Annotated in this window: 18 protein-coding genes and 1 pseudogene; 13 read left to right on the top strand and 6 right to left on the bottom strand. The window is 61.2% G+C overall.

Annotation, left to right across the window (positions count from 1 at the left end; genetic code table 11):
• Positions 1 to 22: 22 nt before the first annotated feature.
• Genes BM216_RS02270 through BM216_RS02255 form a run of 4 tightly spaced genes read left to right on the top strand, consistent with a single transcriptional unit; the run spans position 23 to position 4,224 of the window.
• Positions 23 to 283, top strand: a complete 261-nt coding sequence (locus BM216_RS02270; RefSeq protein ID WP_092994248.1) for an acyl carrier protein — start codon at positions 23 to 25, stop codon at positions 281 to 283.
• Positions 280 to 1,806 carry an AMP-binding protein gene (locus tag BM216_RS02265; RefSeq protein ID WP_092994245.1) on the top strand — a complete coding sequence of 509 codons (1,527 nt, stop codon included), beginning with the start codon at positions 280 to 282 and terminating at the stop codon, positions 1,804 to 1,806. Before BM216_RS02270 ends, BM216_RS02265 begins: the two co-directional genes overlap by 4 nt.
• Positions 1,799 to 3,118, top strand: a complete 1,320-nt coding sequence (locus BM216_RS02260; protein ID WP_092994242.1) for a type III PLP-dependent enzyme — start codon at positions 1,799 to 1,801, stop codon at positions 3,116 to 3,118. The genes BM216_RS02265 and BM216_RS02260 overlap by 8 nt, the downstream gene beginning before the upstream one ends.
• 2 nt (positions 3,119 to 3,120) lie before the next feature.
• Positions 3,121 to 4,224 carry a sugar-transfer associated ATP-grasp domain-containing protein gene (locus tag BM216_RS02255; protein WP_092994239.1) on the top strand — a complete coding sequence of 368 codons (1,104 nt, stop codon included), beginning with the start codon at positions 3,121 to 3,123 and terminating at the stop codon, positions 4,222 to 4,224.
• 100 nt (positions 4,225 to 4,324) lie between these two features.
• Here the strand turns inward: BM216_RS02255 and BM216_RS02250 are convergent, their stop codons facing one another.
• Complete coding sequence (locus BM216_RS02250; protein ID WP_244530043.1) at positions 4,325 to 4,633, bottom strand: hypothetical protein; 309 nt, start codon at positions 4,631 to 4,633, stop codon at positions 4,325 to 4,327.
• A gap of 443 nt (positions 4,634 to 5,076) precedes the next feature.
• Between BM216_RS02250 and BM216_RS02245 the strand changes: the two genes are divergently transcribed.
• Positions 5,077 to 6,528, top strand: coding sequence for an MDR family MFS transporter (locus BM216_RS02245; RefSeq protein WP_092994233.1), 1,452 nt, complete (start codon positions 5,077 to 5,079; stop codon positions 6,526 to 6,528).
• A 23-nt stretch (positions 6,529 to 6,551) separates the two neighbouring features.
• Here the strand turns inward: BM216_RS02245 and BM216_RS02240 are convergent, their stop codons facing one another.
• Complete coding sequence (locus BM216_RS02240; RefSeq protein ID WP_348271992.1) at positions 6,552 to 6,962, bottom strand: HPP family protein; 411 nt, start codon at positions 6,960 to 6,962, stop codon at positions 6,552 to 6,554.
• 280 nt (positions 6,963 to 7,242) lie between these two features.
• Positions 7,243 to 7,995, bottom strand: coding sequence for an SDR family NAD(P)-dependent oxidoreductase (locus BM216_RS02235; RefSeq protein WP_092994227.1), 753 nt, complete (start codon positions 7,993 to 7,995; stop codon positions 7,243 to 7,245).
• Between the two features lie 107 nt (positions 7,996 to 8,102).
• Between BM216_RS02235 and BM216_RS02230 the strand changes: the two genes are divergently transcribed.
• From BM216_RS02230 to BM216_RS02215, 4 genes are all read left to right on the top strand, one after another.
• Complete coding sequence (locus BM216_RS02230) at positions 8,103 to 9,005, top strand: LysR substrate-binding domain-containing protein (RefSeq protein WP_210217012.1); 903 nt, start codon at positions 8,103 to 8,105, stop codon at positions 9,003 to 9,005.
• Between the two features lie 75 nt (positions 9,006 to 9,080).
• On the top strand, positions 9,081 to 10,490 hold the full coding sequence (locus tag BM216_RS02225; protein WP_244530042.1) for an FAD/NAD(P)-binding protein: 1,410 nt from the start codon (positions 9,081 to 9,083) through the stop codon (positions 10,488 to 10,490).
• Between the two features lie 454 nt (positions 10,491 to 10,944).
• Positions 10,945 to 11,133 carry a hypothetical protein gene (locus BM216_RS02220; protein WP_092994221.1) on the top strand — a complete coding sequence of 63 codons (189 nt, stop codon included), beginning with the start codon at positions 10,945 to 10,947 and terminating at the stop codon, positions 11,131 to 11,133.
• A 127-nt stretch (positions 11,134 to 11,260) separates the two neighbouring features.
• Positions 11,261 to 11,497: a hypothetical protein gene (locus tag BM216_RS02215; protein WP_092994218.1), complete on the top strand. Its 237-nt coding sequence runs from the start codon at positions 11,261 to 11,263 to the stop codon at positions 11,495 to 11,497.
• Positions 11,498 to 11,536: 39 nt separating this feature from the next.
• Here BM216_RS02215 and BM216_RS02210 read toward each other — a convergent pair.
• From BM216_RS02210 to BM216_RS02200, 3 genes and pseudogenes are all read right to left on the bottom strand, one after another.
• Positions 11,537 to 12,425 (bottom strand): annotated as a pseudogene (locus tag BM216_RS02210) (HlyD family secretion protein).
• Entirely contained in the window at positions 12,422 to 12,631 is a 210-nt protein-coding gene (locus BM216_RS02205; RefSeq protein ID WP_092994215.1) for a DUF1656 domain-containing protein, read from the bottom strand. The pseudogene BM216_RS02210 and the gene BM216_RS02205 overlap by 4 nt, the downstream one beginning before the upstream one ends.
• Entirely contained in the window at positions 12,628 to 14,703 is a 2,076-nt protein-coding gene (locus BM216_RS02200; protein ID WP_092994212.1) for an FUSC family protein, read from the bottom strand. The genes BM216_RS02205 and BM216_RS02200 overlap by 4 nt, the downstream gene beginning before the upstream one ends.
• A gap of 139 nt (positions 14,704 to 14,842) precedes the next feature.
• Between BM216_RS02200 and BM216_RS02195 the strand changes: the two genes are divergently transcribed.
• The 4 genes from BM216_RS02195 (at position 14,843) to BM216_RS02180 (ending at position 20,146) form a co-directional block, all read left to right on the top strand.
• Positions 14,843 to 15,442 carry a MarR family winged helix-turn-helix transcriptional regulator gene (locus BM216_RS02195; RefSeq protein WP_244530041.1) on the top strand — a complete coding sequence of 200 codons (600 nt, stop codon included), beginning with the start codon at positions 14,843 to 14,845 and terminating at the stop codon, positions 15,440 to 15,442.
• Positions 15,443 to 15,968: 526 nt separating this feature from the next.
• On the top strand, positions 15,969 to 16,430 hold the full coding sequence (locus BM216_RS02190; RefSeq protein ID WP_092994209.1) for a (2Fe-2S)-binding protein: 462 nt from the start codon (positions 15,969 to 15,971) through the stop codon (positions 16,428 to 16,430).
• Entirely contained in the window at positions 16,427 to 18,694 is a 2,268-nt protein-coding gene (locus tag BM216_RS02185; RefSeq protein WP_092994206.1) for a xanthine dehydrogenase family protein molybdopterin-binding subunit, read from the top strand. Before BM216_RS02190 ends, BM216_RS02185 begins: the two co-directional genes overlap by 4 nt.
• Before the next feature lie 114 nt (positions 18,695 to 18,808).
• The gene (locus BM216_RS02180) at positions 18,809 to 20,146 is read left to right on the top strand and encodes a c-type cytochrome (protein ID WP_092994204.1); all 1,338 of its coding nucleotides are present in this window, start codon (positions 18,809 to 18,811) and stop codon (positions 20,144 to 20,146) included.
• Positions 20,147 to 20,272: the final 126 nt, after the last annotated feature.

The following is a 20,272-nucleotide window of genomic DNA, read 5'->3' as shown; positions in this document are numbered from 1 at the left end:
GGATTTCGATAAAGGAAAAACTATGCTGAACCCTGCCGCTTCGCCTGCGAACACCATTGAAGCTGAAGTCTACGGCTATCTCGACAAGCGGTTTCCTGCGCTGGCGCCGATAGAGCCCGATACGGCCCTGCTCGACGGGGCGATCGATTCTCTCGGCTTTCTGGAACTCATCATGTTCCTGACCGAGCGTTTCGGGATTTCCATGGACGATGACAGCTTCGATTTTCAGGAACTGGCGACGCCCGCAAGCCTCGTCGGCTTCGTATCGCGTGCGGCGGCATGACGCCTTCTCCGGTCCTTCTCCACCATCTGCTTGCTTCCCATGCGCAGAGCGACAGGCCGGCGCTGATCGATGGCGACAGGCAGCTCGATTATCGCGCCATGCACGAGGGCGTCATGCGCTTTGCCTGCGCGCTCGCGGCTGCCGGCCTGCAGCGGGGCGAACGGGTCGCGATCTTCCTGCCGCGCGGCATCGAGGAATGCCTGGCGATCTTCGCCACCAGCCGCGCAATGGGCGTTTTCGTGCCGATCAATGCATTGCTGCGAGGCCAGCAGATCAGCCATATCGTTGCCGATTGCGGCGCCCGTATCGTCATCACCAACCGCAAGCTCTCGCCGATGGTCGCCGAATGCCTGGAAGGCATTTCCGACGCGCAGGTGCTTCTGGTCGAGGACATGGCTGAGGTCGAGGCGCATGACGTATTGCCGGAAGCCGGCATCGGCGAGGACCTTGCGGCAATCCTCTACACGTCCGGCTCCACGGGGCGCCCGAAGGGCGTGATGCTGTCGCATCGCAACCTTCTCGCGGGCACGCGGATCGTGCGCACTTATCTGGGAATTACGCCCGCCGAGCGCATTCTGTCGGTGCTGCCGCTGAGCTTCGATTACGGCCTGAACCAGCTTCTGACCGCTGTCGAGCAGGGCGCGTTGATCGTCATCCTGACCTTCCGTTTCGGCGACGATATCGTCCGCGCGCTGCGTGATCACCGGATCACCGCCCTGGCCGGCGTCCCGACCATCTGGGCGATCCTGACCAAGGCGGCGCCACTGCTGCCGAAGACGGACCTGCCGCATTTGCGATACATCACCAATTCCGGCGGCGCGGTGCCTTCGCAGATCGTGACGAACCTGCGCAAGGCGTTGCCCCATACGGACGTGTTTCTGATGTACGGCCTGACCGAGGCGTTTCGCTCGACCTTCCTTTCGCCCGAGGAGCTCGACCGCCGCCCGACATCCATCGGCAAGGCCATTCCCGAGACCGAGATCTTCGTCGTCAAGGAAGACGGAAGCCGCGCCAAACCCGGCGAGCCGGGCATCCTCGTCCATCGTGGGCCGACGGTCTCCCTCGGTTACTGGAACCGGCCGGAAGAAACGGCCAAGGTGCTGAAGCAGAATCCGCTGCGACCGAAGGATCTGGGCGGCGACATTGTCTGCTTTTCCGGAGATCTCGCCGTCGAGGACGAGGACGGTTTCTTCAGCTTTATCGGCCGCAACGATGCGATGATCAAATCATCGGGTTACCGGATCAGCCCCTCCGAGGTGGAAGAAGCCGTGATGGCGACCGGCAGGTTCCGCCAGGTCGCGGTTATCGGCCTGCCCGACGAGTTCGCGGGGCAGAAGGTCCATGCCGTCGCGATCCCGCTCGAGCCGGGTGTGGAAACGGCTCCGATCCTGCAGGCGGTCTCAGCGTCGCTTGCCACCTACATGGTCCCGCGCGACCTGGAAATCGTCGACGCCCTGCCGGTGACGCCAAACGGCAAGGTCGACTATCGCGAGCTGGTCAGGGAGCGCACGAGCAATGGCTGATCAGGCCAACACAGCCGAGCACGGATACGAGCTCGCAAGACGTCTTTTCGAACTCCGGGGCGACGATCTCTGTGTCGGCGGCCTTCCGGTTCGCTCGATCGTGTCGCAAACCGGTTCGCCGGTCTTCATCTATGACGGCAGCGTCATGCGGACGGCCTATCGCCGGCTTTCCAAGGTACTGGAAGGCTTCGCTTCCATCTATTATTCGGCCAAGGCGAACCCTGCACAGGCGGTCATCAGGCTGTTCCTGCAGGAAGGCGCGGGAATAGAGATCGCCTCGCTCGGCGAATATCGCACCGCCATCGCCGCGGGCGCGTCGCCGAAGCAGATCATTTTCGCCGGACCGGGCAAACGCCGTCAGGAACTGGAGACTGTCGTGCCCGACGGCATCGACGAGATCCATGTCGAGGGCCTGGACGAAATCGAACGGCTTCGCTCGATCGGGCTGCCGGTCCGCGTATCGATCCGCGTCAATCCGGTGCCGACGGTCCAGGCAGGTGCCATGCGGATGGGCGGCAAGCCGACGGCATTCGGTTTCGACGAGGAAGATCTGGAGGCCGCCATTGCCGCGATCACGGCCGTGCCGAACATCGAACTCGTCGGCATCCATGTCTATGGCGGCACGCAGATCCTGGATGCTTCGGCGCTTCTCGCCCAATGGCGCCATTCGATCGACCTTGCGGGCCGTGTCGCCCGAATGATCGGCAGGCCATTGGAGACGATCGATCTGGGTGGCGGCCTCGGCATCCCGTATTATTCCATCGACAAGCCTCTAGATCTCGATGCCGTTGCTGCGGCAGTTCCGGAGCTCACGGGCATGCTGAAGGCCGACGCCCTGTTGGCCGATACGCGCGTCATCGTGGAGCCGGGTCGCTACCTTGCCGGCGAAGCCGGGCTCTATGTAAGCGAGATCAACGCGGTAAAGCAGTCGCGCGGGACGCGCTTCGTTGTCATGGAAGGCGGGATGAACCACCATCTTGCTGCCTCGGGCAATCTTGGCCAGGTGATCAAGCGCAATTACCCGGTCGTGGCGCCGGCGCGTATGACGGCGACCGCAAGTGGTCCGGTCACCCTTGTCGGTCCGCTCTGCACGCCGCTCGACACGCTTGCCCGCGATGCGCTGATGCCCGATCTCGGCGTCGGCGATCTCGTCGCCGTCCTGCAATCAGGCGCCTATGGCGCAACCGCCAGCCCGCTCAATTTCCTGTCCCATCCCCACCCGGCAGAGGTGCTGGTGGAGGATGGGCAAATCAAAACGATTTCTTGCGATCGCGCCGGGAAGCCGGCTCCGACAGGAGAAGGGATGCCGTGATTATGAGAAATTATCGCCGTTTCAAACGGATGCTGAGTGCGGATTTCATGGTCTATCTGCGTGCATCCGGCAAGAAGCCCCTGCCCCGGCAGATTTCCGAGATCTACCGCCTCTACAGGACCTACGACCACCTCCCCTATCAGTATCTGAAGCACGGCCTGTATCTGCGGAAGTTCGAAAACGGGATCGAGCGCTACCTTCCGACCGAGCTGCTGCACATCACACGCGACGCGGCCAATGCCGAGGCCGATCCCACGATGGTCGAGGACAAGCTCCTGTTCGAGAAGACCATCCGCTCGGTTGGCCTGCGATCGACGAATACCCTGTTCCGCCTCGCGCGCGGCAGCATTGCCGACATGGCGGGCCAGCCGTTCACCTATGCCGATTTCGTCGCCGCCATTGATGCCCTGCAACTGCCAGACGGCATCATCGTGAAGCCCCTGACCGGTGGCTCGGGCAGCGCCGTGTTCAAGCTCTGCACCCGACATGGCCAGCTGTTCCACGACGGCCACCTCCTTGAGGAGGCGGAGTTTGACAGGCTGATCTTCACGACGAACAAGGGGCATTACTGGACGGAATTCGTCGTTCAGGAAACCATCAGCCAGCATCCCGACCTTTCCCGCTTCAACCCGACCTCGGTCAACACGATCCGGATAGACACTCTGGTCGACGCCTCTGGACATGTTCATTTCAATGCCGCGGCGCTCAAGGTTGGTACGCGCGGCAGCATCGTCGACAACTCCAGTGCCGGCGGCTACATGATCGCCATCGACCTGGAAACCGGCCACCTGAAGACCGACGCCAAGCGGGAATCGGAATTCGGCGGCCAGTATCACGACGTCCGCCAGACGTTTCGCGTCGACCCTTCAAGCTTCGTCACACCGTTCTGGCGTCAGACCCGCGATACCGTCGAGCTTGCCGCGAGAACTCTTGCGCCCTTCCGGTCGCTCGGCTGGGATATCGCCATTACGCCGGATGGGCCTCTCGTCGTCGAAGCCAATGCCGATTACGGCATCGACGTGCTGCAGGAACTGTCCGGAGGCTATCTCGCAAAACCACTCGGTCAGGAATACCTTCGGCGGATGGGGGCAAACCGTCCAGGTTGACGTCGGTCGGGTAGACAAGCATCCCGTCACAGGCTCGATGCCCCATCCAAGAAACCCCGCCCAAAAAGAGCCAAAGACGATCGCCGGATTTGCCGGCCTTTCAGCTTTCGGTGCGATCGTCGAAACCGCCGGCATCCGGGCGAAACTGCATGACGAAATCGATGACTTTGGTCGACGACATCTCGCACGGCTTGAGTGCGGTCCGCCCGTCCGCCATGCGGTAAAGGTTGAACGAGACGATGTCGGTGCCGGCAAGATCCTCGGCAAACAGCCAGACGCGGCGGCTATCGCCTGACCGCTTGACGGTCGCGCCCCATCTGCGGTCTCGGAAGACGCCTTCCCGGTAGCCGGCAGGCATCCGCCCGAGCGTCTGTTCAAAGACGACAAGATCCTGCTGGCCCGCACTCATGGTGAAAGGCATTCCTCGCATATGCCGCAACCGTCATCATCCATTGCTTCTGCCGGCCGAGGTTTTTGACAGCAGAGGCATGTCTTCGCACCCGTTCGCATGTTTTTCCCGCGCTCCGGGGGAAGGATCTCGATCAGGTTTTCGGTGATCGCTTTGTTATGCGCATCCATTTCGAAACTCCACATGTTGAGCATGAAATGGGATGCCGCGTGGTGAACAGCAAGAATGGCACGCTCAGTCGAATGTTGGCGATTGGCGAAGGCATTGATGTTTAGCCGTGGAAGCGGATTTTTGACGGGGCCTCATCTTTTCATACAGTCCATTGCGTGCTTGACGAAGCTATCGGCACGACACAAAGTCCAGCTACTCTCCATGATCCGCTCACCGGTAACGGATCCCCCTTACATCGCTTCATTTCGCGCATTCGCGCCCTGGATCACCCCATGACCGACGACCATAGCCCGCGAGGCATTATCGTAGCCGCGATTATGGCGAGCATTGCGATGATTGCCATTGAGGCGACCATCATTTCGACGGCAATGCCGCAGATCGCAGGTCAACTGGGGCAGATCAACCTTTACAGCTGGGTGTTCTCGTCTTTCCTTCTGGCGCAGACCGCGACCACCGTCATATTCGGCAAGTTATCGGATATATTCGGCCGAAAGCCGGTCATGCTCACGGGAATCGTGATCTTTCTCATCGGATCGCTGCTGTGCGGCTTGGCGTGGTCCATGCCGTCGATGATCGTGTTCCGTCTGTTTCAGGGCGTGGGCGCCGGAGCGATCCAGCCTGTGGCGATGACGATGATCGCCGATCTCTTCCCCGGCAAACAGCGTGGGAAGGTGCAGGGTTTCATCGCAAGCGTCTGGGCGCTGTCAGCCGTGGTCGGACCGCTGCTGGGAAGCCTCATCATCCACAACCTGCCATGGGCCTGGGTGTTCTGGATCAACATCCCGGTCGGATTGCTGGCAACCGCCATTTTCGTGGTGTTCTATCATGAGGAAAGAAAGCCGCGATCCGTGTCGATCGATATACTGGGCGCAGCGCTCTTTACGGTCGCGATTTCGGCACTGATGATCGGACTGACGCAGGCCGAGAGCGAGCGTCTTTTGACCGCAGCTCCGGCTTTCGTGGTGTCCGCCGTCGCGGTTGTCGCTTTCCTCTGGCAGGAGCGACGTGCGGAGGCGCCAATGGTCGCGCCGGATCTTTGGCTGAGGCGGCCGATTGCCGCCTCGAATATTGCGGTGTTCTTCGCCTCGATGGCGATCATGGGCCTTACCACTTTCCTGCCGATGTATGTCCAGACCGTGCTCGATCAATCGCCGCTTGTGGCGGGTTTTGCGCTCACCATGCTTCTGCTCGGATGGCCATGCGGCGCAACCCTTGCCTCTCGGCAGTTCGGCCGTTTCGGCTTGAAGCCGTTCATGATCGCCGGGGGCATCATCATTCCGCTCGGCGCCATCCTGCTGACTTTCCTGTCTCCGGGGAGTTCGCCGGTTCTGGCGGGCGCCGGGTCGCTGATCATGGGCTTCGGCATGGGGCTTCTCAACATCGCTGCCCTCATCCTCACCCAGGAAAGCGTCGGCGCCACGGAGCGGGGCAGCGCTACCGCTTCCAATGTCTTCTCACGCAACCTCGGCAGCACGCTCGGGGCCGCCCTGCTCGGGGCCGTCTTGAGTTACGGATTGGGCCATACTGCCGGCGGCCAATCGATAGGACCCGATCAGCTTCGGGCGCTGCTCAACGGCGGCAGCCTCGCGGCCGGGGACGTGGACAGCGTACGGCTTGCCCTGCAAGGCGCCCTTCATGGGACTTTCGTCACCATGCTGTTGATCACGTTGATGATCGTTCCCGCATGCCTGCTTGTCGGGAACACCGCTACGGATCGCCGATAAACGCGCTGGCCGATCTCTTGGGCTCAGGGAATGGCAGCAGGATACTCGATTTTTGGCGGAATGAAGTGGTGTATGACCGCGATCATCACCAGCAGGACACTGCCCGCCAGGACGACAAAAAGCGTCTCGAGCGGGTCGAGATGTGAGCCAAAAATGACGAGAGGGACGGCTCCGGCAGGGGGATGGGTTACCCTCAGCGCAGACATTGCCATGATCGAAAATCCAACCCCGAGCGCCGCGACCCAAACCTGGTCGGGCAAGGTGCTGGCCAGAACAGCGGCAATGGAAGCAGCGAGCGCATATCCCCCGATAACGTTTGCCGGCTGAGCGAGGGCACTTCGAGGTTGTCCGAAAATCAGCACTGCCGTTGCGCCAAACGGGGCGATCATCAACGGCATGCCGGTGAGAGACGCAAGTGCGCCGACGACAAGCATCGCCACGACGGCGCCAAGGCCGGATTTGAGATGATGGTGCCCCTGATTGAGGGGCTCATGTCGGTGAATAAAATCTTTTAGGCTGCGAGGCATCTGGCTGGTCCGTCGGCTGGCATTTCGGCGTCCCAAACCAATAGAGTAAAAATCCTGTCGTAGAAGGCATGCGCATCTCATTTGTCTTGCAGTTGATGCAATTTCTTTTCACGCGATGGCATCGCCCCCCACGATTTGCAGGATGGCGGACAGATCGGGATGAGAACATCCCGATCTGTCGGCATTTTCAGATCTGGACCTGACCGCCGTCGACAAACAGCTCGACGCCGTTGACGAAGGAAGCGTCATCGGACGCGAGGAAGAGGACAGCCTTCGCGATCTCTTCCGGCTTGCCGATGCGGCCGGCGGGAATGAGGCCGGCTAGGTAGTTCCTGGTGTTTTCGGCGGTTGCGCCATTGCCGAACAGGTCGTCGAGGCCTGCGGTGTCGGTGACGCCGGGGCTGATCGCATTGACGCGGATATGGCGGTCCTTGAGGTCGAGGATCCAGTTGCGTGCGAAGTTTCGGACGGCTGCCTTCGTCGCCGAGTAGACGCTGAAGGCCGGCGTGCCCGATATGCTGGTGGTCGAGGATGTGAGGATGATCGAGCCACCATCGCGCAGCAGCGGCAGGGCCTTCTGAACCGTGAACAGCGTGCCTTTTACATTGGTATCGAATGTCCGCGTATAGTGTTCTTCTGTGATCGCTCCGAGTGGGACCATCTCTCCGCCGCCGGCGTTGGCAAAGACCACGTCGATCTGCGAGTGCTTCTGCTGGACGGCATCATAGAGACGGTCGATATCGGCGAGCTTGCTCATATCCGCCTGCACGCCGGTGATGCGGCCGCCGATATCCGCGACTGCGGCATCGAGCACTTCCTTGCGGCGGCCAGTGATGAACACCGATGCGCCTTCTGCCGAGAAAGCCTTGGCGGCCGCAAGGCCGATTCCGCTCGTGCCGCCCGTTACAATCACGACTTTGTTTTCGAATTTCCTGCTCATTGTCTTTCTCCTTGATGACGGCCTGTCACCGTTGAAAAGAGCATGACACCGGAACGCTGATGCAAATAGACGGCAAAGATGTTACCTAGCGTTCTATCTGGAGAACGATGATGCGATCTGATTTGAACGATTTGGCGTATTTTGCCGAGGTGGTTGCCCATGGCGGTTTTGCCGCTGCCGGCCGCGCGCTGCGGGAACCCAAGTCGAAGCTCAGCCGGCGGGTGGCAGGGCTGGAGGCGCGTCTCGGCATTCGACTGATCGAAAGGTCGAGCCGACGGTTCAGGGTGACGGATGTCGGACAGTCCTTCTATGAACGCTGCAAGGCGATGTTGACGGAGGCCGAACGTGCCGAAGCGCTGGTGGCGGAGGCGCAGTCGGAGCCGCATGGCCTGATCCGCATGAGCTGCCCGACAGGGCTGATCGAACCAATCTCGGCTCTGGTGACGCAATTCCTGGCACAGTATCCGAAGGTGCGCCTGCAACTGATTGCAATCGACCGGCCGGTGGATCTGATCGGGGAGCGGATCGATGTCGCGTTGCGCGTGCGTACATCGCTGGACGGCGACGCTTCGCTGACGATGCGGTCGCTTGGCAACTCCATCCGGATCCTGGTCGCAAGTCCCCAGCTTGCCAGCCGCATTGGCACGATCGGCGATCTTGCAAGCCAGCCAACGCTGTCCACCACGGATGATCAGGGCGAAGTCGACTGGTTGCTTGAGACGGACGACGGCCAGACGCATACGCTGCGGCATGAGCCGCGGATAGGATGCGCGGATTTTTCCGCTGTCAGAGCTGCTGCGCTGGCGGGCCTCGGCGTCGCCCTGCTGCCCGATCATACCTGCAGGCAGGCACTGGAAGAAGGAAGGCTCGTGCGCGTTCTCCCCTCATGGCGTGGGATGAAGGGGCTGGTTCATCTTGTCTTCACGACACGCCGCGGTCTGCCGCCGGCCGTCCGCAAGTTCATCGATAGCCTGGCCGCGGGCTTTCCCAGGGATGCGTTGGCCCGTTGAGTCATTCTGTCTGCTCGAGCTCCGGGATCAATCCGGGCCTATATTGCGCAACGAAGCAAATCGAAGGGACTGTTCGTGATCACGTCAAACCAGCAGCCTCCCCGCTCAAAATGCGTCGTAGCCATAGTGGGAGGAGGCTTTACCGGCGCCGCAGTCGCATATCACCTCGCAACGGGCGACAAGGCGGGCGCGGCCGACATTGTCGTCTTCGAACCTCGCACGGAGATCGGCAAAGGCCTTGCCTACGATACGAGCGATCCGGTTCACCGTATCAATGTTCCCGCCGCTCGCATGAGCATCCGGCCCGACGATCTGGAGCATTTCGCCAGATGGATCGATCAGACCGGCGCGGTCACGAACGATCCGGCTGCATATCGTGAAGATGGATCCGTCTTCCCGCGCCGAAGCGTGTTCGGCGATTACGTTCTGGCCAATCTCAAGCCGCTTCTCGACAAGGGTGCGGTAAAGCATGTTCGGGCCGCGGTCGTCAGGGCCGAAAAGCAAGACGAACGATGGCATGTCACGGATGGCAATGGCGAGACGCTGATTGCCGATATTCTAGTCATTGCGGCAACTCATCCAACTCCTGTCCCGCCGGCCCGTCTGGTCGCGGCCCTGGCCGGCCATCCGCGTTTCATCGCCGATCCAACGGCCCGCGCTTCGCTGGCGCCGATCCGGCCGCATGACCGTGTCCTTGTCGTCGGCAACGGCCTGACGTCCGCGGACGTCATTGCCTCGCTCAAACGCGGGGGACATGAAGGCAGGATCACGGCGCTGTCCCGTCGCGGACTTCGCTCGAGAAGTCACGCTCCCTTCGTGCAGGAGCCGTATGGCGACTTTCTCTTGCCGCCGTCTGCCTCGGCTTCGGAACTGCTGGTCCGCATCCGCACCGCGATCCGGGCAGCTGCCGAGGACGGGCTGAGCTGGCATCCTGTGATTGATCAGGTAAGGGCCCAGGGCAGCGCGATTTGGGCAGACTTGCCTGTAGTGGAGCGGCGCCGGATTGTCAGTCACCTCCGTCCTTACTGGGATGTCCATCGCTTCCGCATCGCGCCGCAGGTCGCAGGCGTATTGGACGCCGAGATTGCTGCGGGCCGGCTGGATGTTCTCGCAGCGGCGATCGTTCACGCAGGGACGGATGGCAAGACCATCGAGATCGACATAAGGCGACGCGGCCGGGAAAAGGTGGAGCGGCAGATTTTTGACGCCGTCGTGGTCACCACAGGCCCGGCCCACGGCAACGTGCTTGCGAGCCAGGAATGGCTACGCCGGCTCGGTGATCTGGGCCACCTTCATGTCGACCCGACGGGCCTGGGTCTGGCGTGCGACCGGAATGCAAATGCCATTCGCCCCGATGGGGTTGCCGATCAGAGCCTGCTCATCGCGGGCCCATTGGCCCGCGGGCATGTCGGTGAACTCATGGGCTTCCCCCAGGTTGCGGAACATGCGCTGCTCGTCGCGGGATCTATTGCCGCCAGACTGTAACTGCGCCGCCGGCACGCTTTTCAGGCGCTTGCCAGCCCGTTGGCGAATGAGCGACTAAATTCCATTGTTCAGTAGATTTCTATTCTTGTCCTTTCCTGCGACCGGTTAGTCAAATGATCGCAATTCAAGGTAGATAGGGAACACAATTTTCCAAACTCGCCGGATATGACGCATGATAATCCACTCTGATCGCTCAATAGTTGAAATCAAACACTTTTATTCCAATACGCATCGTTCATCGCTGTTGCCGCCTGCTCTGTCCGACTAGAATTGGGGCGTCATAACGAGGACCCAATCATGGCTGCTTTTCCCATTCCAGGCTTCAGTGTGTTTGGCGACGCCGTGGTGATGTCCGCTCTTACGTGTTGTCCGCATCTCCAGAAACGAATGCGCATTTCGGCAATGCCGGAAGCATCGTCAGGACAAAATCGATTGCGAGAGCGAGACACAGATCATGCAGAGACAGGTTATTGAATACGGCGGATTGCCGGTTGGAATTGCAGTTCCGGATAACGGGCAACTTCGTTTCATTGCCGTGAAATTCCATGTCATCGACCTGGATAACACGAGGTTCACGACCGTCGGTGACCTGAAGGCCGCCATAGGTCGTCACCTCCAGGTGGAACAATCGCTCGCGGCATGACGATGCAGGCGTCAACGACCGCACGTGCCTTTCCCATAAGGCGACGAGCTTCCCCTCCCCCAAATTTCCGAACGGAGCGCGAGCCATGGCTTGCTCGCCTCTTCCGCTCGCAGCATGAGACGAAAACATGATAAAGCTGGCCGCTCACCGACTGACCGCGATCGGGGCACTGCTGTTCCTGTTCGGCCTGGCGTCGAAGACGATGGAACTTGCGATACCGGAATGGATCGCCTGCCTGAGCATCAGTGCCGGTCTTATCGCCATCATCTTCGTGGGCGGGAGCCGCAGCCTGGCATCCGTCCGTCGGCATGGCGGGGCGGGCACTGACAGGAACGGATTTCGCGACGTATCGTATGAGCGGTAGTCTTATTGCGGGCCTCTCGGGGGCATATCCCCCGGAGGTTCAGTGGATGCCTTCCTGCCCCTCGATGACGCTGACGCTTGCGGTGCGACCGGCAACCAGCACGGTACCTGCGGGAATGTTGTCCAGCGCGATGCGTACCGGAACGCGCTGTGCCAGCCTTACCCAGCTGAATGTTGGATTGACGTTCGCGAGTGAGCCGCTGCTGTCGGACCGCTCGCGGTCGGCAATCCCCGCGGCTATGCCGACGACATGCCCCTTGAGGATGCCGGAGGTACCCATCAGTCCGACATGAACCTGATCGCCGAGCTTGATCCGGTCGAGCTTGTTTTCCTCGAAATAGCCGTCGACGTAGTAGGAATCGCTGTCGACCAGCGCCGAAACGGCCGAACCTGCCGAGATGTAGTCGCCGGGCTGCAGCGAGAAGTTGGTGATCACGCCATTGACCGACGCCCTCACCGTCGAGCGCTCCAGATTTAGCTTGGCGGTATCGAGAGCAACCAGCGCCGTCTGATAGGCCGCCTCTGCCTGATCGGCCGATGTCTGCGCCTGATCTATCTTCTGGCGTGTGACCGACCCATCCCCCAGGCGCTGATAGAGCGCGAGATCGGCGCGGGCCTGGCGCAGCGTCGCGGCGTCGCTTCCCAACGCGGCTTCGGCCTGGCGCTCGGCGAGCGTGAAACGCGCGCTGTCGATCTTGAAGATGACATCACCGGCCTTGACCGTCTGGTTGTCATGGACGCGAACGTCGCTGACGATGCCCGAGACGTCGGTCGTCAGGCCGACAACATCCGCCCGGACCTTCCCGTCCCGGGTCCAGGGCAGGTTCATGTAATAGTCCCAGATATGCATGCCCAGAACGCCGGCAGGCAATGCCGACGACGACACATGTGAGCAGGATGCGGCCTGAAGCAGCAGCGAGAGTTTTCATAGGATCACCTTGTCAGCCGCCTCGACGAGGCCGGCCAGAATGCAAACGAGAAGGGCCATGTCGAACAATGGCCGATGCCAGACGAGCGTGTAGAATCCGATCCGGTCGAGCAGCCTGCGCAGGAGGGCGCTGACGACATAGGCGACGAGGGCGAGCAGCGCGACCGTCGGAACGAACACGCCGTAGATGTCGAGTTCGGGGTTCATGCTGCCTGCTCGAGGGATTGGCGCCGGGGACTCGGGTCGAAATCCTCGGCTAAGGGGAAAAGGGTGTAGCGCAGTGCGGCGCAAGCCCTCGATGCATCGGCCGCGGCTCCGGACCGGGCGTCGACAAGCAGATCCAGGCACTGATCCAGTGCCTTTAGAAGGCGCGTGTCGGGAAATATCGGGGCGGCGCTGCGGACCTTGTGGTCGTAGTAGGCGGCCATTTCCTCCACGACCCTTCCGACCAGCGCCTGCTGCTCTGCGGTGATCGAGGCCATGGCCCGCTGCAGCTCGATAAGATTGAATCCTGCCCTCAGATCCCGCAGGATATCCTCCCCGTGAACATGGGAACTCCTGGGCAGTGCATTGATCCGCGGCGAGAGCAGTGCCAGCCGGTCAAGCATCTTGTGCAGCAGCCTAGTGAAGTCGGTTGCCGCATCTGCCCGGGCGACTTCGCGAATGTCGCTCCAGCCGGCGCGCAGCAACCGCCTTGCGCTCCATTCGGTGCCTACCGTCTTGACGAGTACGGTCACGACCAATGCCAGCAGCATGCCGGCAATCATCGATATGTTCGAGTTGATGAAACTGGCGGCATCGAATGTCGGCCGCGCGGGCAGGCCCAGCATGTTGGGCAAGCTGGTGCCGATGGACATGCCGATGAGGAAAGTCTGCGGCTTTGCCGCGAGCAGGCCGACCGGAATGCAGACGATGGCGAGCACGGCCATCATGGCGCTAAAACTGGTGATCATCGGTGTGACGGCGAACTGGATGACGAAAGCGATGATAGCCGTAAGCGTGCTCGTCGCGATGAAGGTCGCAATCACCGGCCTGGCATTGTCCATCGCCGCGAAGAAGCTCATCATGATGGCGCCCATAAGCACCATGCCCGCGCCTGACGACCATCCCGTCACGATCCAGATGAAACAGCCAAGGCCGGTGGTGAGCGCTGCCGTGACGCCCGAGAAAAGCGCCATCGTGGTGTCGGTGTGCATCGGTTGTTCACGGCCGGTAAAGCCGAGACGGGCAAGCAGGCGGGTGCGGGTTCGCTGCGGTTCGATGCCGTTTTTCAGGTCTATGCAGTCGCTCCAGGTCTGCACGAGGTCCTGCAGGCGGAAGGCCAGGTTGCGGGACAGGATACCCGACCACGTGCCTTCGGCCGCACCTGTTCGGGCGACGCTGTCGAGACGGGCCCAGAGCGCCTCGCGGGCTTCTTCCGAAAGCGCAGTCTCCGTCTTCATCCAGGTCGCGACATCCTCCATCGCACCGCGGACCTCGGAAGGAATTCCGGAGCGTGCCTTGCGGAAAGCTGCGTGGACGTCGCCAATGCCGGAAATCACCGGCAGAAGCGCCACCATCATGCGCTGCAGTTCCCGCGACAGGTGGGCTGCCTTGCGGGAGTTTCCCGTGTCGAAAGCCGCATGCGTCGTAAACAGCCTGATGTCCGTTGCTTCGGCCGCGAGTTTTCGCGACAGGGACGTCACGACATCCGGCGCTTCGTTGTGGTTTAGGACCTGGCCGGCAAGCTTGCCGACATCGGCAAGCCAGCCATCGACGCGTCGCGACAGAACGCCATTGGCGGATTTCGGGAAGAAGGCGGTGTTGAAGAACAGCGTGCAGATGATTGCGACGCCGATCTCGACAATGCGCGCCGTCGCATAAGTGAAGGCTGTATCCGGCGCATCGACCACAGGGAAACTTGTCAAAGCCACGGTATAGCCGGCCAGCATGAAGGCGTAGCCTCGCGGCGACCGATCAAACAGGCTGACGAATAGACAGGTGCCGATCCAGAGCGAGACGACGATCGTCAGGATTTCGGGGGAATTGACGAGGTTGGGGACGAATACGACCGTGGCGGCACCTCCGACAGCCGTGCCGACAAGCCGGTAGAGCGCCTTGGAGCCGCTGGCGCCTGCAAGCGGGTTGGAGATGATATAGACACTGGTGAATGCCCATTGCGGCCCCTGCAGGTCGAACGTGTAGCAGATCAGCAGCGCAAGAACGCCGGCCGCAAACGTCTTCAACGAGAAGACGACGTCTTCACTTGCAGGATTCAGCAATTGCGATTGCCAAGCCATCTTACTTGCTCGTTACTGTTTTTGCCAAAGACCTTGCCGGGCATTGGCCACGGGCCAAACGCAAATCGGGTCGCAGGGATGATATCCGCGACAGGTTCGCATCGGTCTGGGCGTGAACGGCAGAGGCGACAGAAGTCACATGGCCTCCGCATGGTCGCGGATGCCTGCGTTTTGTCAGTTAAATAGTTCACATGTGTACTATCATCAAGTCATCAATTTACGTATACCGATGCCACACGTGAAAAAACGAATGCGGCCGATCGCCGCAACGCTGTTCGGGGCGAGGGAAATGGACGATCAGAAGACAGTCAAACGCGGTGCCACGGCGGCCCTGCTCCAAGGCGCAATTCTCTGGCGACGGCTGGCTGAGCGCGCGTTGGTCGCGGAGGGGATTTCGGCCGCGCGTGCGGATGTCTTGATATGGATAGGACGGCTCGGAGGCGGGTTGCGGCAGGTGCAGCTCGCCGATGCGATCGGGTCGTCGAGCAACGCACTGGTGCGCCTTCTGGATGAACTGAGTGCCGCAAATCTCATTGAACGGCGGGTCGATGGAAGTGATCGGCGCGCCAATCTGATCTGGCTGACATCGGAAGGTCAGACGATAGCGGCCAGGGCAGAAAGTATCCTGGACGACCTGCGCGAAGATATCCTGAGCGACTCATCCGTTGATGACCTGAAGGCCGTCGTACGGGTCCATGAGATCATGACTGAAGCCCATGCAAAACGTTCCGATCAATGATCCGCCTCCGTCCGCTTATTGATGACGGACAGACATAGACCTGCCGGACGCCTGCGCTGGCGTAAGACTGTCGCCGGACGGCTGCAAACCACGCAAGCTCATTAATGTGATTCATCAATGGTGCTTGGCAACTTGACCAGTGAACACCAATGGGAGCACCATCCGGTGAAGAGGAGACCCGATTGATGCGCTCGCTCCGTGACGGCATCAGATCGGCACGAATAAGGCATACGCTTCTTGGTCGCCGCAGCGGTCAGGCATCGCCTCTTTCGGGGCAATGCCTTGGCTGCGACCGCCATTGAGCGAGCATGAAAATCATAACCCGCGTCAGCACGGCTGTGCTCGCGCCGGGCAAGTCCAAGCGATTGATGAAACTGGTTCATAACTTCTATCGAGCGAGGCGGACTAAACAAATCGGCCAAAAAGCGGGATGGTGAAGTTTGGTGCGCGATATACGTTCGATTGGGCCCATGTTGGTTTAATGCGAACGAACCAGACAAGCCGGCAATTTTCGAGGAGAGCTACCATGCAACTTCGTATCAACAACACGATGCACGAGGTCGATGCCGATCCGGATACGCCACTTCTGTGGGTCATACGGGACGACCTCGGCATGACGGGCACCAAATATGGATGCGGGCTCGCGCAATGTGGCGCCTGTTCCGTCCTCATCGACGGCGAAATCGTTCGCTCCTGCGTTACGCCCATCCAGAGCGTCGCCGATCGCTCGGTCACCACGATCGAAGCGATCCAGGCCGATCCGGTCGGTGAAAAGGTCGTCGCCGCCTGGGTGAAGCACCAGGTTCCGCAATGCGGCTACTGTCAGTCCGGCCAGGTCATGGCCGCTACCGCTCTTCTCAAGCAGACGCCAAACCCGACCGAGGACGATATTGCCGCCGCGATGGTCAATCTCTGTCGATGCGGGACCTACAACTTCATCAAGACCGCGGTCAATGAAGTTGCAGGACGCGAGGAGGCCTCGCTATGAACGAGATCTTCCGCAAGGACACCACTTCGAACATGTTTCCCGACGGTGAACCGGTCAACCTGTCCCGCCGCGGCTTTCTGCTCGCATCGGCCGGTACGGCGGCAGGCGCGCTGGTCATCGGATTCGGCATGCCGGTGCGTGCCGCACGTGCGCAGCAGGCAGAGGCAGCGATTGTGCCCGGTACCCGCGTGCCAGCCTTCCTGGAAATCCGCCCGGACAACACGGCACGGCTGATGAGCCCGTTCATCGAGGGCGGCCAGGGCATCATGACGGCGATGGCGCAGGTCGTCGGCGAGGAAATGGACATGGATCCGGCTTCCTTCACCGTCGATCATGCACCGACCGGGCCGGACTATCTCGTTGTCTTCGGCAAGATGCGTATCACCGGCGGCAGCATGTCGGTTCGCACCAGCTACGACACGATGCGCCACCTCGGGGCCTCGGCGCGCCAGATGCTGCTCCAGGCGTCGGCGACACGGTTTGGCGTTCCCATTGAGGAACTGACAACCGAGCCGGGCAAGGTCATTCACGCAGCATCCGGGCGCTCGCTTTCCTATGGTGAGGTTGCAGCCGAAGCGCTCGACCTGCCCATTCCGGTGGCAGGCAGCGTCAAGCTTCGTGATCCAAGCCAGTTCCGCTGGATCGGCAAGCCCGTGCAACGGCTCGACGTCCTCGATAAGTCGACCGGCCGCGCGCAATATGCGATCGACGCCAAGGTGGACGGCATGTTGCATGCGGCCGTCCAGCATGCGCCGCGTCTCGGCATGACGGTGGGATTGATCCGCAACGAAGACGCGATACGGGCAATGAAGGGTGTTCATTCGCTGCATCGCCTGCCCGGCGCGGTCGCGATCGTCGCCGAGCGTTGGTGGAACGCCAAGCGTGCCGCGGAGGCGTTGCAGGTCGACTGGCAGGAGGCTGACGGCAAGCCGATTGTGCCAGGGGCCAGGATCATGCCTGCGGACTTTTCTACCGAAGCCTTTGCGCAACGCCTCGCGGCCGAGCCCGGCACGGGCAAGGACGCCGAAGTGGAAGGTGACGCCGCAGGTGTGCTTGCATCCGCGCAGACCACCGTCTCTGCGACCTATCACAGTCAATATCTCCACCATGCCCAGCTTGAGCCGCCATCTGCACTTGCGCGGTTCAACGGCGACGGAAGCCTCGATCTCTGGATGCCCAATCAGGCGCCCGAGATGTTCCAGGCCGATATCGCCAAGACGTTCGGCATGGATGCCTCGAAAATCAACATTCACAGCCCGCTGCTTGGCGGCTTTTTCGGCCGCCATTTCCTCTATGCCGCAGCCAATCCGTTCCCTCAGGCAATTCAGCTTGCCAAGGAGACGGGGCGGCCTATCAAGCTGATCTGGAGCCGCGAAGAAGAGTTTTTGCGCGACCCGATGCGACCCATGGCGGCCGTCCGTTTCAGAGGCGCGCTGGACGGCAATGGCATGCCGGTGGCGATCGAGGCGATCAGCATCTGTGAAGGCCCGAGCGAAAGCATTTCCGGCCACAACCCGGACAAGATCGACGAGACCGCGGTCGAAGGGCTGACGGGCAAGGCCTATGCGATCCCGAACAAACGCATTGCCCAGATCTATGTCGAGAACCCGACCATGCTCGCCTATTGGCGTTCGGTCGGCAATTCGATGAATGACTTCCTCTATGAGTCCTTCCTCGACGAACTGGCCGACAAGGGTGGCAAGGACCCCTATGAGCTGCGACTGCAGCTTCTGAAGGACAATGCCCGACTGAGCACTCTCCTGAAGTCGGCCGGCGAACTTTCCGGCGGATGGAAGAGAGGTCCGTTCACGGCGGAGGACGGTACGAGACGAGCCCGCGGAGTGGCCATGGCATCGCCGTTCGGCAGCCATACGGCGGCGATCGCGGAAGTCTCGATCCAGGCCGGCGAAGTGGTCGTGCACGATGTGTGGCAGGCAATCGATCCCGGCAGCATCGTCAACCCGGCGATCATTGACGCCCAGATCCATTCCGCCGCCGCACTGGCCGTCTCCCAGGTTCTCCTGGAGGAGGCGGTCTACGAAAAAGGACAGCCCGTCGCCCGCAACTACGATCTCTACCCGATCCTTCCGCCAAGCCGGATGCCGCGTGTCCACACGCGGATCGTCGAAAGCGGTGAGAAAATGGGTGGGATCGGCGAGCCCGGTCTTCCGGCGGTGCCTCCGGCTGTTGCCAACGCGGTCTCGACCCTGACGGGTCAACGCGTCCGCAGCATGCCGCTCTCCCATTACACGTTCGAAAGCTAGGACGGTCCCTGACCGAACTGTCTTGCCAGTCTCGCCGGAAACAATGCGTTTCCGGCGAGACTTCCCGCAAGGCAAGCACCCGTGATCCCACCATCTACAGAGGATGGACTGTCCTTGAAGAAATTCCTTCTTTCGCTTCTCGTCATCATTGTCGTCGTCGCAGGCGGGCTGACCTGGTTCGCCCGTCACGCGCCCTCGTCACCTTTCGACGGCAACAACGTGGCCGCGGGCGCAACGCCCGACCTGATCTCCCGAGGTGAAATGGTCGCCCGCCAGGCCGACTGTGTCGCCTGTCACAGCCTGCCCGACGGCAAGCCTTTTGCCGGCGGGCTCGAAATGGGCACGCCTCTCGGCTCGATCTTCGCCACGAACATCACCCCCGACAAAGAGACCGGCATCGGCAACTACTCACTTGCCGATTTCGACCGCGCAGTGCGCCATGGCGTGACACCGGATGGCAGACGCCTCTACCCGGCCATGCCCTACCCGTCCTACGTCAAGATATCCGATGACGATGTCGAGGCGCTCTATGCCTTCTTCATGAATGGTGTGCAGTCGGTGAGCGAGGCCAACAGGCAAAGCGGCATCGAATGGCCGCTGAACATGCGCTGGCCGCTGGCATTCTGGAATGCTGTTTTTGTTCCTTCGGGCACCTATCAGCAGAAGCCGGGACAGGACGAGCAGTGGAACCGCGGGGCCTATCTGGTTCAGGCCGCCGGTCACTGTGGCGCCTGCCACACGCCGCGCAGCATCACGATGGCCGAAAAGGGACTGGACGAAACAAGCTCCAGCTTTCTTTCGGGCGCGCTTCTCGACGGCTGGTATGCACCGAGCCTGCGGCAGGACCACAATACCGGTCTCGGTCGCTGGAGCGAGGACGATATCTTCGCCTTCCTCAAGAATGGTCGCAACCAGCATGCCGTTGTTTTCGGTTCGATGACGGAAGCCTACAATAATTCGTTGCAGTTCATGACCGATGAGGACCTCCGCGCGATCGGTCACTATCTGAAGTCGTTGCCGGGCGATGCATCCAGAGACGGAACGCCATGGACCTATGCCGCGGCTCCCGGCTCCGGTGCGGCACGCGGCGTGCCCGGCGCCCAGACCTACGCCACCCGCTGCGGCTTCTGCCACGGACCGGATGGCCGCGGCCAGAACCAGTGGATCTCGCCGCTTGCCGGTGCCGCTTCCTCGCTCATCGAACATACGGATTCGCAGATCAACGTGACGCTGAACGGGTCCGGCCGCGTCGTTACCGACGGTGTTCCGGATGCGTATCGCATGCCGCCTTTCCGCCAGCAGCTGTCGGATAAGGAGATCGCCGACGTGCTCACCTATGTGCGCTCTACCTGGGGCAATCATGGCGGGCCGGTGAAGCCGGAAGATGTAAAGGCGATGCGTGAGCATACCGATCCGGCCAGCAGCAACCCGATCGTGCTGCAGATGCGCTGATGTCGCAGAACACGCTTTGATGTGATGGCCGGAAGAACATCTTTCCCGCCATCACCAATAATACCGAGGGAATGCCACCACCGCGGTCATGAACCGGCCGGAGCCTGCATTGCCAAACGGTGACGC

The organism is Rhizobium sp. NFR07 (assembly GCF_900111905.1).
Lineage (GTDB): Bacteria > Pseudomonadota > Alphaproteobacteria > Rhizobiales > Rhizobiaceae > Neorhizobium.
Note: the sequence above shows the minus strand (reverse complement) of the source record. Positions and strands in the feature narration are given on the sequence as shown.